At 62.0% G+C, this 15,859-nt stretch carries 12 protein-coding genes and 3 pseudogenes; 13 read left to right on the top strand and 2 right to left on the bottom strand.

The window, feature by feature from the left end; all coding sequences use genetic code 11:
- Positions 1–83: 83 nt before the first annotated feature.
- From ubiE to J4E63_RS31360, 13 genes and pseudogenes are all read left to right on the top strand, one after another.
- Positions 84–854: a bifunctional demethylmenaquinone methyltransferase/2-methoxy-6-polyprenyl-1,4-benzoquinol methylase UbiE gene (gene ubiE, locus J4E63_RS22250; protein ID WP_003196937.1), complete on the top strand. Its 771-nt coding sequence runs from the start codon at positions 84–86 to the stop codon at positions 852–854.
- Positions 854–1,478: pseudogene (locus tag J4E63_RS22245) on the top strand (SCP2 domain-containing protein). The gene ubiE and the pseudogene J4E63_RS22245 overlap by 1 nt, the downstream one beginning before the upstream one ends.
- Complete coding sequence (gene ubiB / locus J4E63_RS22240; RefSeq protein WP_060739574.1) at positions 1,475–3,079, top strand: ubiquinone biosynthesis regulatory protein kinase UbiB; 1,605 nt, start codon at positions 1,475–1,477, stop codon at positions 3,077–3,079. The pseudogene J4E63_RS22245 and the gene ubiB overlap by 4 nt, the downstream one beginning before the upstream one ends.
- An 81-nt stretch (positions 3,080–3,160) precedes the next feature.
- A complete protein-coding gene (gene hisI, locus J4E63_RS22235; protein WP_003196931.1) occupies positions 3,161–3,559 on the top strand; it encodes a phosphoribosyl-AMP cyclohydrolase in 399 nt (132 codons plus the stop codon).
- Positions 3,552–3,884 (top strand): phosphoribosyl-ATP diphosphatase, encoded by a 333-nt coding sequence (locus J4E63_RS22230; RefSeq protein WP_003186671.1) that lies wholly within the window; start codon positions 3,552–3,554, stop codon positions 3,882–3,884. The genes hisI and J4E63_RS22230 overlap by 8 nt, the downstream gene beginning before the upstream one ends.
- Before the next feature lie 24 nt (positions 3,885–3,908).
- The gene (locus J4E63_RS22225) at positions 3,909–4,196 is read left to right on the top strand and encodes a twin-arginine translocase TatA/TatE family subunit (RefSeq protein ID WP_192261871.1); all 288 of its coding nucleotides are present in this window, start codon (positions 3,909–3,911) and stop codon (positions 4,194–4,196) included.
- Between the two features lie 10 nt (positions 4,197–4,206).
- Positions 4,207–4,626 carry a Sec-independent protein translocase protein TatB gene (gene tatB, locus J4E63_RS22220; RefSeq protein ID WP_207283375.1) on the top strand — a complete coding sequence of 140 codons (420 nt, stop codon included), beginning with the start codon at positions 4,207–4,209 and terminating at the stop codon, positions 4,624–4,626.
- Complete coding sequence (gene tatC / locus J4E63_RS22215; protein ID WP_060739577.1) at positions 4,623–5,420, top strand: twin-arginine translocase subunit TatC; 798 nt, start codon at positions 4,623–4,625, stop codon at positions 5,418–5,420. Before tatB ends, tatC begins: the two co-directional genes overlap by 4 nt.
- Positions 5,417–6,124 (top strand): 16S rRNA (uracil(1498)-N(3))-methyltransferase, encoded by a 708-nt coding sequence (locus J4E63_RS22210; RefSeq protein WP_207283374.1) that lies wholly within the window; start codon positions 5,417–5,419, stop codon positions 6,122–6,124. The genes tatC and J4E63_RS22210 overlap by 4 nt, the downstream gene beginning before the upstream one ends.
- A 199-nt stretch (positions 6,125–6,323) precedes the next feature.
- Positions 6,324–7,337, top strand: a pseudogene (locus J4E63_RS31375) (methyl-accepting chemotaxis protein); the annotation flags it as partial.
- A gap of 9 nt (positions 7,338–7,346) precedes the next feature.
- Entirely contained in the window at positions 7,347–8,240 is an 894-nt protein-coding gene (locus J4E63_RS31370) for a methyl-accepting chemotaxis protein (RefSeq protein ID WP_404943345.1), read from the top strand.
- Positions 8,241–8,446: 206 nt separating this feature from the next.
- Positions 8,447–9,505: pseudogene (locus J4E63_RS31365) on the top strand (methyl-accepting chemotaxis protein); the annotation flags it as partial.
- Positions 9,491–10,363 carry a methyl-accepting chemotaxis protein gene (locus J4E63_RS31360; RefSeq protein ID WP_404942620.1) on the top strand — a complete coding sequence of 291 codons (873 nt, stop codon included), beginning with the start codon at positions 9,491–9,493 and terminating at the stop codon, positions 10,361–10,363. The pseudogene J4E63_RS31365 and the gene J4E63_RS31360, both read left to right, overlap by 15 nt.
- A 1,004-nt stretch (positions 10,364–11,367) precedes the next feature.
- Here the strand turns inward: J4E63_RS31360 and mdoH are convergent.
- Both mdoH and J4E63_RS22190 read right to left on the bottom strand, forming a co-directional pair.
- Positions 11,368–13,938 (bottom strand): glucans biosynthesis glucosyltransferase MdoH, encoded by a 2,571-nt coding sequence (gene mdoH / locus J4E63_RS22195; RefSeq protein ID WP_060739581.1) that lies wholly within the window; start codon positions 13,936–13,938, stop codon positions 11,368–11,370.
- The gene (locus J4E63_RS22190) at positions 13,931–15,703 is read right to left on the bottom strand and encodes a glucan biosynthesis protein G (protein WP_092173466.1); all 1,773 of its coding nucleotides are present in this window, start codon (positions 15,701–15,703) and stop codon (positions 13,931–13,933) included. Before J4E63_RS22190 ends, mdoH begins: the two co-directional genes overlap by 8 nt.
- Positions 15,704–15,859: the final 156 nt, after the last annotated feature.

Raw genomic sequence — 15,859 nt, 5'->3', positions numbered from 1 at the left:
CGCCCATCTTACCTTCAGCCTTGCCAAGACAAAGCCCTCCACCGGGATTAGAATGTCCCGCATTCTTTTTTGGTGACCGCGATATGACTGATCAGCGCAAAGGCAGCGATGCCGAACCCACCACTCACTTCGGCTTCAAGAACGTGCCGGAAAGCCAGAAAGCGGAAAAAGTCGCTGAGGTTTTCCACTCGGTAGCCGCCAAGTATGACTTGATGAACGACCTGCTCTCGGGCGGCATGCACCGCCTGTGGAAGCGTTTCGCGATCGAGCTGTCGGGCGTGCGCAGCGGCAATCGCGTGCTGGACATCGCTGGCGGCACGGGTGACCTGACGAAGAAGTTTTCCCATATCGTCGGGCCGACCGGCCAGGTGGTGCTGGCCGACATCAACGAGTCCATGCTCAAGGTCGGCCGCGACCGCCTGCTGGACCTGGGGGTGGCCGGCAATGTCGAGTTCGTCCAGGCCGACGCCGAAAAGCTGCCGTTCCCCGACAACCATTTCGACTGCGTGACCATCGCCTTCGGCCTGCGCAACGTCACCCACAAGGAAGATGCCCTGCGCTCGATGCTGCGCGTGCTCAAGCCCGGCGGCCGCCTGCTGGTGCTGGAGTTTTCCAAGCCGACCAACGCGCTGATGTCCAAGGCCTATGACGCCTACTCGTTCGCCTTCATGCCGCTGATGGGCAAGCTGATCACCAATGACTCGGAAAGCTATCGCTACCTGGCCGAATCGATCCGCATGCACCCGAACCAGGAAACCCTGAAGTCGATGATGGTCGAGGCCGGTTTCGACCGCGTGACCTACCACAACATGACCGCCGGTATCGTCGCCCTGCACCGCGGTATCAAGCCCTGATGTTGCTCACCGGCCTGCTCGCCAGTGTCGAACTCGGCATCAACCGGGTACTGCGCCTGGACAGCACGGCGCTCGCGCGCCTGGCGCACTTGAGCGGCAAGGTGATCGCCGTCGACTGCCGCAGCCCGGCGTTGCAGTTGTTCATCCTGCCCAGCGACGAAGGCCTGATGCTCGCCGCCCACTGGGAAGCCGAAGCGGATTGCACCCTGCGCGCCCCTGCCGCGAGCCTGCTGAACCTGGCCCTGGGCAAGGACAAGACCGCGGTGCTGCACAGCCCCGAAGTCGAAGTCGACGGCGACAGTGGCGTGCTGCTGGAGCTGGCGGCGATTCTCCAGGACCTCGAGCTGGACTGGGAGTACGAAGTGTCCCGCTGGATCGGCCCGGTGGCGACCCAGTTGCTCAGCGGCCATTTGCACAGCCGCCGTCGCTGGTATCGCCAGGGCTTCGCCAGCCTGGGACAGAATCTGAGTGAATACCTGGCCGAAGAATCGCGTACCCTCGTAGGCCAACGCGAGGCCCAGGCCCGTTTTGATGAACTGGACCAGGTCAAGCTTGACCTGGAACGTCTTGAGGCGCGTTTCGAGCGCCTTTCCCGATCCCTTGAAACCAAGCGATAACGCATGAAGCTGCTTGCCGTCCGCCGTTTGTTGCGCATCCAGCGCGTCGTGATCCGCTACCGCCTCGATGACCTGCTGTTCGCCCTGCCGCTGCCCTGGTTTCTCCTGGCGCTGCGCTTCGTGCTGCCGTGGCGCTGGTTCCCCCGACGAACCCTGGACCTGACGCGTGGCGCACGCCTGCGCCTGGCCTTGCAGGACCTGGGACCGATCTTCATCAAGTTCGGGCAGATCCTCTCGACCCGGCGCGACCTGCTGCCCGAAGACATCGCCGATGAACTGATGCTGTTGCAAGACCGCGTGCCGCCGTTCGATTCCAAGCTGTCGGTGGCGCTGATCGAGGAACAACTGGGCAAGAAGATCAGCGAAGTGTTCAGCCGTTTCGACGTCGAGCCCCTGGCCTCGGCCTCCGTGGCCCAGGTTCACGCCGCCCAGCTCAAGAGCGGCGAAGAGGTGGTGGTCAAGGTCATCCGCCCGGGCCTCAAGCCCATCATCGCCCAGGACCTGGCGTGGCTGTTCATCCTCGCCCGCGCCGCCGAACGGTTGTCGGCCGATGCCCGCCTGCTGCACCCGGTGGACGTGGTCCAGGACTACGAAAAAACCATCTACGACGAACTCGACCTGCTGCGCGAGGCCGCCAACGCCAGCCAGCTGCGCCGCAACTTCGAAGGCTCGCCGCTGCTCTATGTGCCGCAGGTCTACTGGGACTGGTGCCGGCCGAAAGTACTGGTGATGGAGCGCATCTACGGCATTCAGGTGACAGACCTGGCGACCCTGGCCGACCAGCGCACCGACATGAAACTGCTGGCCGAACGCGGCGTGGAAATCTTCTTCACCCAGGTGTTCCGCGACAGTTTCTTTCACGCCGACATGCACCCGGGCAACATATTCGTCAGCACCGTGCAACCGTGGAGCCCGCAATACATCGCCATCGACTGCGGCATCGTCGGCAGCCTGACTCCCGAGGACCAGGACTACCTGGCCCGCAACCTGTTCGCCTTCTTCAAGCGTGATTACCGGCGTGTCGCCCAACTGCACATCGATTCGGGCTGGGTGCCGGCCGAGACCAAGCTCAACGAATTCGAAGCGGCGATCCGTACCGTGTGCGAACCGATCTTCGAAAAACCGTTAAAAGATATTTCCTTCGGCCAGGTACTGATGCGCCTGTTCCAGACCGCGCGACGCTTCAACATGGAGGTTCAGCCCCAGTTGGTGCTGTTGCAGAAAACCCTGTTGAACATCGAAGGCCTCGGTCGCCAGCTGTACCCGGACCTCGACCTGTGGAACACCGCCCAACCGTTCCTCGAACGCTGGATGCGCGAGCGCGTCAGCCCGCGCGCCTTGCTGGGCAACGTGCAGAGCCAGTTCGAGCAGATCCCGCACCTGGCCAACATGACCCGAGACCTGCTCGAACGCATGTCCCAACCCCACGCCCACGACCCGGCGCCACCGTGGCACCGACGCAAGGACGATTGGCTGTTGCGCCTGCTTGGCGCGGCTCACCTGGGCGGCGGCGCGGTGCTGGCGACCGGCGGGCCGTTGAGCCAACTGGGTCACTGGCCGGCCGGTATCATGATGGCGGTCGGTCTGTATCTGGTCGTTCGCCGATAGCCAGCACCGGTTCGCGCTGGCACACTGTTTCAACGCTGGGCCCGCCGACGTCAGGTGCGCGGCCCATGGTCGGAGTCAACGATGAAAAACTGGCAGGACGAGATCAAGTGGGACGCTGACGGCCTGGTGCCGGCCATCGCCCAGGACCACAAGACCGGGCGCGTATTGATGATGGCCTGGATGAACCGTGAAGCACTGGCCCTGACCGCCGCCGAGAACCGAGCCATCTATTGGTCACGTTCCCGTGGCAAGCTGTGGCGCAAGGGTGAAGAGTCCGGGCATGTGCAACATCTGCATGAGATGCGCCTGGACTGCGACGGCGACGTCATCATCCTGATGGTCGAGCAGGTCGGTGAGATTGCCTGCCACACCGGCCGTCAAAGCTGCTTCTATCGCGTCTTCGAGAACGGCGACTGGAAAACCGTCGACCCGGTGCTCAAGGACCCGCATGCCATTTATTCAGGACATACCCATGAGTGACACCCTGACCCGCCTGGCCCAGGTGCTGGAAGAGCGCAAGGGCGCCGCGGCCGACAGTTCCTATGTCGCCAGCCTGTACCACAAGGGCTTGAACAAGATTCTGGAAAAAGTCGGCGAAGAATCCGTCGAGACCATCATCGCTGCCAAGGACGCCGCCATCAGCGGCGACTGCAGCGACGTGATCTACGAGACCGCCGACCTGTGGTTCCACAGCCTGGTCATGCTGGCCCAACTGGGGCAGCATCCGCAGGCCGTACTGGATGAACTGGACCGTCGCTTCGGTCTGTCCGGGCACGTCGAGAAAGCCTCGCGCCCGTCCGCCTGATCAATTTTTGAGAGGAGTAGCCACATGGGTATCTTTGACTGGAAACACTGGGTCGTCATCCTGGTCGTCGTGGTGCTGGTATTCGGTACCAAGAAACTGAAGAACCTCGGCACCGATGTCGGCGAGTCGATCAAGGGTTTTCGCAAGGCCATGAACGATGACGAGAAAGCGGCCGATCCGACGACAAACCAGGCTCAGCCCGCACAACCGACCCAACCGGTACACCCACAGGCCACTCAGCCTGTGAATGCGCCGAATACCATCGACGTGCAGGCCCAAAAAGTCGAAGAGCCCATCCGCAAAGACTCGTGAGCACTGACTAATGTTTGGGATCAGCTTCACTGAACTGCTGCTCGTCGGCCTCGTCGCCCTGCTGGTACTGGGCCCCGAGCGCCTGCCGGGTGCTGCGCGCACCGCCGGTCTCTGGATCGGGCGCCTGAAGCGCAGCTTCAATGCGATCAAACAGGAAGTTGAACGTGAAATCGGTGCCGACGACATCCGTCGGCAACTGCACAACGAACACATTCTGTCCCTGGAGCAGGAGGCGCGGAAAATCTTCACGCCCACCCAGCAGGAACCGACGCCAGTTCAGCCTGAGGCCGAGCCGACGGTGGCTTCCCAAGCGCCAGAAGGTGGCGCGCCGGTGGCTGAACCGGCGCCAGTGACACCGACGGTCGCGGATACAGCGCCCCCCGCTGTCCCTGCGCCTAACGATCCTACTTTGCCGCCGCGAGCCCCATGAGCGATATCCCTGAAAACGACCAGCCGATGCCGCTGGTATCGCACCTCACCGAGTTGCGCACCCGCTTGCTGCGTTGCGTCGCGGCGGTGTTCATCATCTTCGCCGGGCTGTTTTCCTTCACCCAGCAGATCTACACCTTCGTCTCCACGCCACTGCGCCAGTACCTGCCGGTAGGCGCGACAATGATCGCCACCGACGTGTCGTCGCCGTTCCTGACGCCATTGAAGCTGACGATGATGGTCTCGCTGTTCCTGGCGATCCCGGTGATCCTGCACCAGATCTGGGGCTTCATCGCACCGGGCCTGTACAAGCATGAAAAGCGCATCGCCGTGCCGCTGTTGGTGTCCAGCATCCTGCTGTTCTACACCGGCATGGCCTTCGCCTATTACCTGGTGTTCCCGCTGATCTTCAAGTTCTTCGCCGCCGCCACCCCGGCGGGCGTGGAGATGATGACCGACATCAGCAGCTACCTGGATTTCGTCATGACGCTGTTCTTCGCCTTCGGCGTGGCGTTCGAAATCCCCGTGGCCGTGGTGCTGCTGGTGTGGATCGGCGTGGTCGACGTGGCCTACCTGAAGAAAATCCGCCCCTACGTGATCATCGGCTGCTTCGTGGTTGGCATGATCCTGACCCCGCCGGACATTTTCTCCCAGACCCTGCTGGCGGTGCCTATGTGGCTGCTGTTCGAGATCGGCATCCTGTTCGGTGGGCTGGTGCGCAAGCGCCGGGAAGAAGAACCCGAGGACCAGCCAGTCGATGACCACAACGATCAGCCGCCAGCGACCCAAGCGTGAACCTGCTGCTGCTCGAAGAGGCCGACTTCATCGGGCCTGACCGCGTCATCCTCAGCGATCGCCGATTGACCCACATGCAGGAAGTCCATCGCAGTGCCGTCGGTGACAGCCTGCGGGTCGGGCGCATCGGTGGCTTGATGGGCACGGCCCAGGTGCTGCGCCTGGAAGCTCGCGAGGCCGAACTGCAGGTGACCCTCGACCAGCCGCCGCCGGCCAAGTTGCCGTTGACCCTGGTGCTGGCGCTGCCGCGTCCGAAAATGCTCCGGCGAGTGTTCCAGACGGTCGCCACCATGGGCGTGCCGCGGGTGGTGCTGGTCAACAGCTATCGCGTGGAAAAGAGCTTTTGGCAGACGCCGTTCCTGGAGCCCGAGGCCATCCGCGAGCAACTGATCCTGGGCCTGGAACAAGCCCGGGACAGCGTGCTGCCAGAGATAATCATCGAAAAACGCTTCAAACCCTTCGTCGAGGACCGCCTGCCGGCCATCGCGAATGGCACCCTCGGCCTGGTCGGCCACCCTGGCAACCACCCGCCCTGCCCGCGAGCGCTAACAGAACCGGTGACCTTGGCCATCGGCCCCGAAGGCGGTTGGATTCCCTACGAGATCGACCTGCTGGGCAAGGCCGGCCTGCAACCGGTTCAACTGGGCGAGCGAATCCTGCGGGTCGAGACTGCGGTTACGGCACTGCTCGCACGCCTGTTCTGATCCCTGGGTTTGCCAAGGCATTCCAAACGCATCTAACTCATTTCTCCTGCTTCCCCTTCATTCGCCGATTTGACCCCGCGCCATCGCCAGTCGCGAGGATGCACGCGGCAAACCGGACGCCAGCTATTTTCTACAGAACCCCATCATATGGTCGATACTCCTCTCATAAGGCCTATAAAAGGTTCCGGGAGTAATCAGCATGTTCAGTTGGCTAACCGAAAAGCTGGGAAACGTAAGCGTCAATCGCAAACTGGGTTTCGGTTTTGGCCTGGTCCTGCTTATGACCCTCCTGAGCACTTTAGCGGGCTGGAACAGCCTGGGCAGCGTGATCAGCCGCGCTGATAAACAGGCGTCTATCGCAAGTCTCAATGAGTTGGCCAAGGATTTGCGAGTCGCCAGTCTCGACTATGAGATGCGGCGCGGCGAACAAGGGCCGGCAGTCGTCAGCGAGTTCCTGGGCAAGCTTCAGGAAAGCATACAAGCCGCCCTCAAACGGTTTGTACGTCCGGCAGACCAGGAGTTGCTCAATCAGCAACTGGCTATCCTCGATGAGTACAAACGCGCCTTTGCCGACCTGACCCAAGCGACGCAGAACCGCGAGTCGGCCCGATCCAAGCTTGGCGCCAACGCCGACAATGCCGTGGCCAAGGTGAAAGAGGTCGAAAACGCCTTGCGCCAAGGCGACAGTGTCGCGCAATTCGACAGTGTGATTGAGCAGAGCAAACTGCTCCAGCAAGCACGCTACCAGGTCCGCGGCTACACCTACAGTGGCAAGGCCGATGCCGAGCAACCGGCGCTGGATGCCATCGATAGCGTCTTGAAAAACCTTGAAAGCCTGCCGGGCAAACTGCCGGAACAGCACGCCGCCAACCTGCAACAAGCCACTGAGTCGATGAAGGCCTATCGTGCCGCCGTCAGCCAGTTCCGCGATTCGCAGGCGAGCAGCGCCTCAGCCCTCAAAAAAATGGTGGAGCAAGACGCCCGACTGAATGAGCTGAACAATCATTTGACGGCTTCACAGATCGAGAAACGCGATCAGGAGACAACTCAAGCGAAAGAAGCGCTGATCATCGTCACGGTTCTGGCGCTGGCGTTTGGCCTGCTTGCCGCATGGATCATCACCCGGCAGATCGTCGGTCCATTGCAACAGACCCTGGTTGCCCTCGAACGTGTCGCCTCCGGTGACTTGAGCCATAACCTGGTGGTCACCCGCCGTGACGACATGGGCCAATTACAGGGCAGCCTGCAGCGAATGGTGATCAGCTTGCGGCAACTGATCGGAGGTATCAGCGACAGTGTCACGCAAATCGCCAGCGCCGCCGAACAACTCTCCGCCGTCACCGAGCAGACCAGCGCCGGGGTCAACAGCCAGAAAGTGGAAACCGACCAGGTCGCCACCGCCATGCACGAAATGACCGCCACGGTGCAGGAAGTGGCGCGCAACGCCGAAGAAGCTTCCGAAGCCGCCGTCGCCGCCGACCAACAGGCGCGCGAAGGCGAAAAAGTCGTGGGCGAAGCCATTGCCCAGATCGAACGCCTGTCCAAGGAAGTGGGCAACTCCACCGAAGCCATGGGCCATCTCAAACGCGAGAGCGACAAGATCGGCAGCGTCCTGGACGTGATCAAGTCCGTGGCCCAGCAAACCAACCTGCTGGCCCTCAACGCGGCGATCGAGGCGGCCCGGGCCGGTGAAGCCGGACGTGGTTTCGCGGTGGTGGCCGACGAAGTTCGCAGCCTGGCCCAGCGTACCCAGAAGTCCACCGAAGAAATCGAAGGGCTTATCCTCGGCCTGCAATCGGGCACCGAACAGGTCGCGACCACCCTGGACAACAGCCGCAACCTGACCGACAGCAGCGTCGAATTGACCCGCCGCGCCGGCGGCTCACTGGAAAACATCACCCGCACCGTCTCGGCTATCCAGTCGATGAACCAACAGATCGCCGCCGCCGCCGAGCAGCAGAGTGCCGTCGCCGAGGAGATCAACCGCAGCGTCGTGAACGTTCGCGATGTGTCCGAACAAACGGCTTCTTCCAGTGAAGAAACCGCAGCCTCCAGCGCCGAACTGGCGCGGCTGGGGGTGCATTTGCAAACGCTGGTGGGGCGCTTCAAGGTCTAAAAATATAACCCCCGTGGCGAGGGAGCTTGCTCCCGCTTGGGCGCGACGCGGCCACCAGCGCCGTCAGACTTTGCGACGGCTTCGCAGCCGAGCGGGAGCAAGCTCCCTCGCCACGGGAACGCATTACGTCTATTTTTCTACAGATCCCGCCCGAACTGCCGATATAGCCCTGATAAAACCAATCAGCGCTACAAGGGAGTATCAGCATGTTCCGGTGGCTTGCCCAGGGTCTGGGAAACGTAGGCGTTAATCGCAAACTCGGCGCAGGCTTCGGCTTGGTGCTGTTCCTCACCTTGATGATTGCATTCACCGGTTGGTCCGGCCTGGGCAATGTCATCAGTCGAGGCGACAAACTGGGGTTCATTGCCAGTCTCAACGACTTGAGCAAAGACTTGAACCTGGCCAGCATCGACTACAACACCACGCGGGGCGAGAAGGGACCGCAGCCGGTCAACGACCTGCTGGGCAAGCTCGAAGAGGGCCTGAAGACTGCTCGCCTGTTGATCGAACAACCGGCCGACGTGGCGCTGATCGATGCGCAACTGGCCGCCGTCACCGAATACAAGGGCGCCTTCGCCCAGATGACCCGCGCCACCGTCAGCCGCGAAGATGCACGCGGCAAACTCGGCGCCAGCGCCGACAACGCCGTAGCCCGCGTCGCCGAAGTTGAAAAATTGATGCTGCAAGCCGGCGACGTCACCCCGTTCAACAGCGTGGTCACCCTGAGCAAGGCCATCCAGCAAGCCCGCTACCAGGTTCGCGGCTACACCTACAGCGGCAAGAGCGAAGCCCAGCAACCCGCCCTTGAGGCCATCGACACCGTCCTCAAACTGCTTGCGCGCCTGCCAGACGAGTTGCCCCAGGAACACGCCGCCAACCTGCAGCAGGCCAGCGACTCGTTCAACCTCTATCGCGCGGCAGTCTCCCAGTTCCGCGACTCGCAAATCGACAACGCCGCTGCGCTCCAGCGCATGAGCGAGCAAGGTCAGATACTGATGGACGCTAGCCAGAAGCTGACCGTGTCCCAGACAGCCGTGCGTGACCGCGACGCCGCCCAAGCCAAGATGGTCCTGATCGTAGCGGCCGCCCTGGCGCTGCTGTTTGGCGTGATCGCCGCGCTGTTCATCACCCGGCAGATCGTGGGCCCGCTCGGCCAGACCTTGAAGGTTGCCGAACGCGTCGCCGCCGGCGACCTGACCCTCAACCTCACCTCCGACCGTCGCGACGAACTGGGCCAACTGCAACGCGCCATGCAAAGCATGACCGTGGGCCTGCGACAATTGATCGGTGGCATCAGCGAAGGTGTGACCCAGATCTCCAGCGCCGCCGAACAACTCTCGGCCGTGACCGAGCAGACCAGCGCCGGGGTCAACAGCCAGAAAGTGGAAACCGATCAGGTCGCCACCGCCATGCACGAAATGACCGCCACGGTGCAAGAAGTCGCCCGCAACGCCGAGGAAGCCTCCGAAGCCGCCCTCGCTGCCGACCAACAGGCCCGCGAAGGCGACAAAGTAGTGGGCGAGGCCATTGCCCAGATCGAGCGGCTGGCCAAGGAAGTGGGCAACTCCACCGCCGCCATGGGCGATTTGAAGCGCGAAAGCGACAAGATCGGCAGCGTCCTGGACGTGATCAAGTCCGTGGCCCAGCAGACCAACCTGCTGGCGCTCAACGCAGCCATCGAGGCAGCCCGTGCCGGCGAGGCAGGACGAGGCTTCGCCGTGGTGGCCGATGAAGTCCGCAGCCTGGCCCAGCGCACCCAGAAGTCCACCGAAGAAATCGCAGAACTGATTGTTGGCCTGCAAAGCGGCACCGAACAGGTCGCGACCATCATGGACAACAGCCGCAGCCTGACCGACAGCAGCGTCGAACTGACCCGCCGCGCGGGAGGCTCGTTGGAGAACATTACTCGCACGGTTTCGGCGATCCAATCGATGAACCAGCAGATCGCGGCCGCGGCCGAGCAGCAGAGTGCCGTGGCTGAGGAGATCAACCGTAGCGTACTGAATGTGCGTGATGTGTCGGAGCAGACGGCCTCGTCCAGTGAAGAGACTGCGGCGTCCAGTGCTGAGCTGGCGCGGTTGGGGGTTCATTTGCAGACGTTGGTGGGACGGTTCCGGGTTTAACTTGGGTGTGGGTATACCCGTGATCTTCAGTGGGCACAGTATTCCTGCACACCGCCGAGCCCTGTGGGAGCCGAGCCTGCTCGCGATAGCGGTGGGCCTGCTTGCATCAATGCTGAATGTACCGCCGTATTCGCGAGCAGGCTCGCTCCCACACAGGTTTTTGGTCGTTTACAGGATCTGTGTCCACCGCCGAGCCCTGTGGGAGTCGAGCTTGCTCGCGATCGCGGTGGGTCTGCTTGCATCAATGCTGAATGTACCGCCGTCTTCACGAGCAAGCTTTGCTCCCACACAGGTTTTTGGTCGTTTACAGGATCAGCGTCCACCGCCAAGCCCCGTGGGAGCCGAGCTTGCTCGCGATAGCGGTGGGTCTGCTTGCATCAATGCTGAATGTACCGCCGTCTTCGCGAGCAAGCTCGCTCCCACAATTGGATTGGGTACACCCGTAAGAGCAGGTCGGCTATCAGGCCGCCTCGCGAGCAAGCTTTGCTCCCACACAGGTTTTTGGTCACTTATAGGATCTGTGTCCACTGCCGAGCCCTGTGGGAGCCGAGCTTGCTCGCGATAGCGGTGGGCCTGCTTGCATCAATGCTGAATGTACCGCCGTCTTCGCGGGCAAGCCCGCTCCCACAGGGGAAACGCGGTCCCCATCAAGAACCAGGTCGGCTATAAGGCCGCCTCGCGTCGGACGTTGATCTCGGCGCCCCGTTAACCACGCTGGCCGAACGAAGGCACACCGAGCCTAGGCGAGGTGCCGAGTGGTGGGGCATGAAGCGCTTTGGTTACTTTCGCCTGGGCCGGCATTCCGGCTTTTCGAAAGTGACCCGCCGTAAGGGCGGAACCGTCAGCAGCCGTTACCTAAATAACGGATATACACACAAAATCCCCACTCCCACGATCCGTCATCCCAAGACCATAGCTCCCTCGCCACAAAGTCCAGGGCCACAGGTAAAAAATGCACCCAACAAAAAACCCCGCTTCCTTTCAGAAGCGGGGCTTTTTGTGGATCAGGCCACTTGAGGCTGCACGCTCACCGGCTGAAGCGGTAGTAGCGGTGCATGAGGGTCGGCCTTGACCGACTCACGCCATGCCGCCAACCACTCGGGATGCGCCTCGCTCCAGACCTGCTCGTGCAGGCGAGACAAGGCCACCGGATCGCTCAGCAGGGCCAGCCGCTCGGCATTGCTGAGACCGGCAGGGCCGACCTTCAGGGCGTGACGAACGCGTTCGACCCGCAGCCATTCGATCGGCTCGGCCTTGCCGTGACGGGAGGTCGCCAGCGCATACGCCAAGGCGTTCTGTTGTGGATCGACCACCGCCCGGATGAAGCCGTCGTTCAGTGCATGCCAACGGTTCTCATGGGTGTACTGGTCAGTCGACAGCAGCTCCTGCGGCGGTGCGTATTCCTCAGGAATCAGGAACAGGCTTTCATCACGGGACTTCAAGCCCAGGCCCACGCGGCTGGAGATCACCGATACCGGGATCGACAGCATCAGCGAACCCACGATCGGCACCAGCCACCAGAGGAAGCTCGGGTTCAGCCAGATCACCAGCAAGGCCCAGAAGAAGCCCAGCAAAGTCTGCGGGCCGTGGCGCTTGACCGCTTCGCTCCATGGCGTGGAGTCGTCGTCACGTTGCGGCGAGTTCCAGGTCGCGGCCCAGCCCAGGAACGCGGCGAGCACGAAGCGGGTGTGGAAGATCATTCGCACCGGCGCCAGCAGCATGGAGAACAGCATCTCCAGCAGCATGGACAACGTCACCTTGAACTTGCCACCGAACGCCTTCGCGCCCTTGGCCCAGATCAGCACGATACTCAACAACTTGGGCAGGAACAGCAGCACGATGGTCGTCGAGAACAGCGCGATGGCTTTTTCCGGGTGCCATTGCGGCCACAACGGATAAAGCTGGCGTGGCTCGAGGAAGTACTGCGGCTCCATCAGCGTGTTCACCGCCAGCAGCGCGGTGGACAGCACCAGGAAGAAGAACCACAGCGGCGCCGACAGGTAGGACATCACGCCGGTCAGGAACACCGCACGGTGCACCGGGTGCATGCCTTTGACCAGGAACAGCCGGAAGTTCATCAGGTTGCCGTGGCACCAGCGACGGTCACGCTTGAGTTCGTCCAGCAGGTTCGGTGGCAGCTCTTCGTAGCTGCCCGGCAGGTCATAGGCAATCCACACGCCCCAGCCGGCACGGCGCATCAGCGCGGCTTCGACGAAGTCGTGGGACAGGATGGCACCGGCGAACGCGCCTTTACCGGGCAACGGCGCCAGGGCGCAGTGCTCGATGAACGGTTTCATGCGGATGATCGCGTTGTGGCCCCAGTAGTGGGATTCGCCCAACTGCCAGAAGTGCAAACCGGCGGTGAACAACGGACCGTACACCCGCGTGGCGAACTGCTGCATGCGCGCATACAGCGTGTCCATGCCCGAGGCTCGCGGCGCAGTCTGGATGATGCCGGCGTCTGGCGTGGCTTCCATCAGGCGTACCAGGCTGGTCAGGCATTCGCCGCTCATCACCGAGTCCGCATCGAGCACGACCATGTACTTGTAGTCACTGCCCCAACGACGGCAGAAGTCGTCGAGGTTGCCGCTCTTGCGTTTCACACGACGGCGACGACGGCGGTAGAAGATCTTGCCGAAGCCCCCGGCTTCACGGCAGACATCCAGCCAGGCCTGCTGTTCGGCCACACAGATATCGGTTTCGTTACTGTCGCTGAGCACGAAGAAGTCGAAGCGATCCAGGTCACCGGTGGCGGCCACCGACTCGAAGGTCGCGCGCAAACCGGCGAATACCCGCGGCACGTCTTCGTTGCAGATCGGCATCACCAGCGCAGTGCGGGCGTCCTTGGGAATGGGCTCGTTGCCGGCGCTGGCGCCGGAGATGCGGTATTTGTCATGGCCGGTGAGCAATTCGAGAAAGCCCATCAGCGCGGTCCAGAAACCCGCCGACACCCAGCAGAACAGGATCCCGAACAGAATCAGGATGCTGGTCTGCAACGCATACGGCAGCACTTGCGTGGCCGTCTGCAGCAGCGGTTGGTGCAAGACTTCGTCCAGATCCACCAGCGACCAGCCCTGGTACGGCATGATGCCTTTCATGTACCAACCGGCAACGATGGTCTGGCCGAGCATCAGGATCAGCAGGATGTAGCGGCGGATCGAACCCACGGTACGCCAGCGTGCATGGGGCAGCACGCGCTCATCCTTGGGCGGCTTCGGCGGGTTGGTACGCCCGGTCAGGCGCCGCCAGCCGCGCACCAGGATATTGGTGCGCCACGGTTCAGGCACGACCTTGGTCCGGCGAATCGGCGGCGTCGCCTTCAAGCACACCCGGCCGTTGGCATCGAGGGCCAGCATTTCGGCGTCCTCGAGTTCCTCGGCAGTGCTCAGCGTCAGGCGACGGCCCACCGAGGCTTGCGCCGCCTCGTTGGGTGCGTCGAATGTCGAAGAAGCCAGGCGCTTGTGCAATTCGCTGAATGACGTGCAGCCCGCCAGCTCGGCGCGCTGCTCATCGGTCATCGGCAAATGGGCCAGATACTCACTGAGAGATTCTGGTTGTACGGACGTATTACTCATCGGCAGGCAACTGGTAGCTCCAGGTCTCGGTCAGGACTTGTTCAGTCTGTTCCGGTTCCTGTGGGGTTGGGGTCGGCTCGGCGGCAGCGGTGGACGACTTGACGGCCTTGGCCTCTTTCTGCTCGCCGGCCTGCTCGTTGGCTTGCTCTTTTTCGCTCTGCTGCTTGGCGACCTTGTCGGCCTTGGCCAGCGTGGTCACGGAATGCGCGGTGGCTGGCAGCTCGACAGGGACAAGCGGCCTGACCAATGCGGCACGCATCTCGGTCGCTTTGCTCGGGTCCTTGATCTTCATGCGCAGCGTCAGGCGCCAGCCCTTGGTTTCAGGGTTGTAGCGCACGCTGTTCTCGACGATCTCGGCGTTGTCGCCAACGCTCACCTGGCTACGCACCTCGGCCTCTTCAGGCAGCGCTTGCAGGGACGGCCCTTCGAAATCCACCAGATAGGCCACGCTGCCGTCCGGTTGACGGATCAGGTTGGACTGTTTCACGTCACCGGTCGAACGCAGGGTCTGCTTGACCCAGGCGCTGTCTGGCGAGTGCAGGTTGGCTTCGTCGAGGGTCCAGTGCAGACGGTAGGCGAAGTCCAGTGGCTGGCCTGGCTCAGGCAGTTTTTCCGGGCTCCAGAACGCAACGATGTTGTCGTTGGTTTCGTCGGCGGTCGGGATTTCAACCAGATCGACAGTCCCTTTGCCCCAATCGCCTTTCGGTTCGATCCAGGCGCTTGGACGTTTTTCGTAACGGTCGTCCAGGTCTTCGTAGTGGCTGAAGTCACGACCACGTTGCAGCAGGCCGAAACCACGCGGGTTTTCTACCGAGAAGTTGCTCACGGCCAGGTGTTTCGGGTTGTTCAGCGGACGCCAGATCCACTCGCCGTTGCCGGCATGGATGGACAGGCCGCTGGAATCGTGGAGTTCACGACGGTAGTTCAACACCTTGGACGGCTGGTTGGCGCCGAACAGGAACATGCTGGTCAACGGGGCGATACCCAGCTTGTTGACACGATCACGCAGGAACACCCGTGATTTCACGTCGACAACGGTGTCGGTGCCCGGACGCACGGTCAGGCGATAGGCGCCGGTGGCCCGTGGCGAATCCAGCAGGGCGAAGATCACCAGGTGCTTGTCGGTCGGTTTCGGACGCTGGATCCAGAATTCGCGAAAGCGCGGGAACTCTTCACCGGATGGCAGCGCGGTGTCGATGGCCATGCCACGAGCGGACAAGCCATAGACCTGGCCCTTGCCGATGACGCGGAAATAACTCGCGCCCAGCATGGTCATGATTTCGTCTTGCTTGTCGGCCTTGTTGATCGGGTACAACACGCGGAAACCGGCGTAGCCCAGCTGTTCGGTGGCCTTGGGATCGAACTTCACGTCGCCGAAATCGAAACGTGTCGGGTCGTACTTGATCTCGTCGACGGTGGTCGCGGTGATTTCGTTGATCTTCACCGGCGTGTCGAAATGCATGCCCTGGTGATAGAAGGACAGCCGGAACGGGGTCTTCTGGTCGGCCCATTCAGCTTTTTCGGTGCGGAAACGAATTTTCTGATAATCGGCGAATTTCATTTCGCGGAATTCGTTCGGCAAATTGCTGCGCGGGGCTTCGAACTTCTGCCCGGCCAATTCTTGTGCCTTCGCCGATACATCATCCAGGCTGAATGCCCACAGTTGGCCCGCGCCGAACAGGCACAACAGGGCCGAGCCCGTTACCAGGGCGCTTCTCAACCGTTTGGCCGTCATTTTTGGTGCATTACAGGGACTAACAATCACGAGCAACCCTCGCCGAAAACTGATCAAAAAACCAACGGCCAGATAAAGTATCTGCACGGTAACGGTGCTGAAAAACCGCTCCTGCGGACCACTCTTGCCAAGTTGGCGAGCATTGTTCCGACTCCGACGGGGCAAAATGATTCCCCAAACGGTCCA

Source organism: Pseudomonas sp. FW300-N2F2 (genome assembly GCF_017351655.1).
GTDB lineage: Bacteria > Pseudomonadota > Gammaproteobacteria > Pseudomonadales > Pseudomonadaceae > Aquipseudomonas > Aquipseudomonas fluorescens_AA.
Note: the sequence above shows the minus strand (reverse complement) of the source record. Positions and strands in the feature narration are given on the sequence as shown.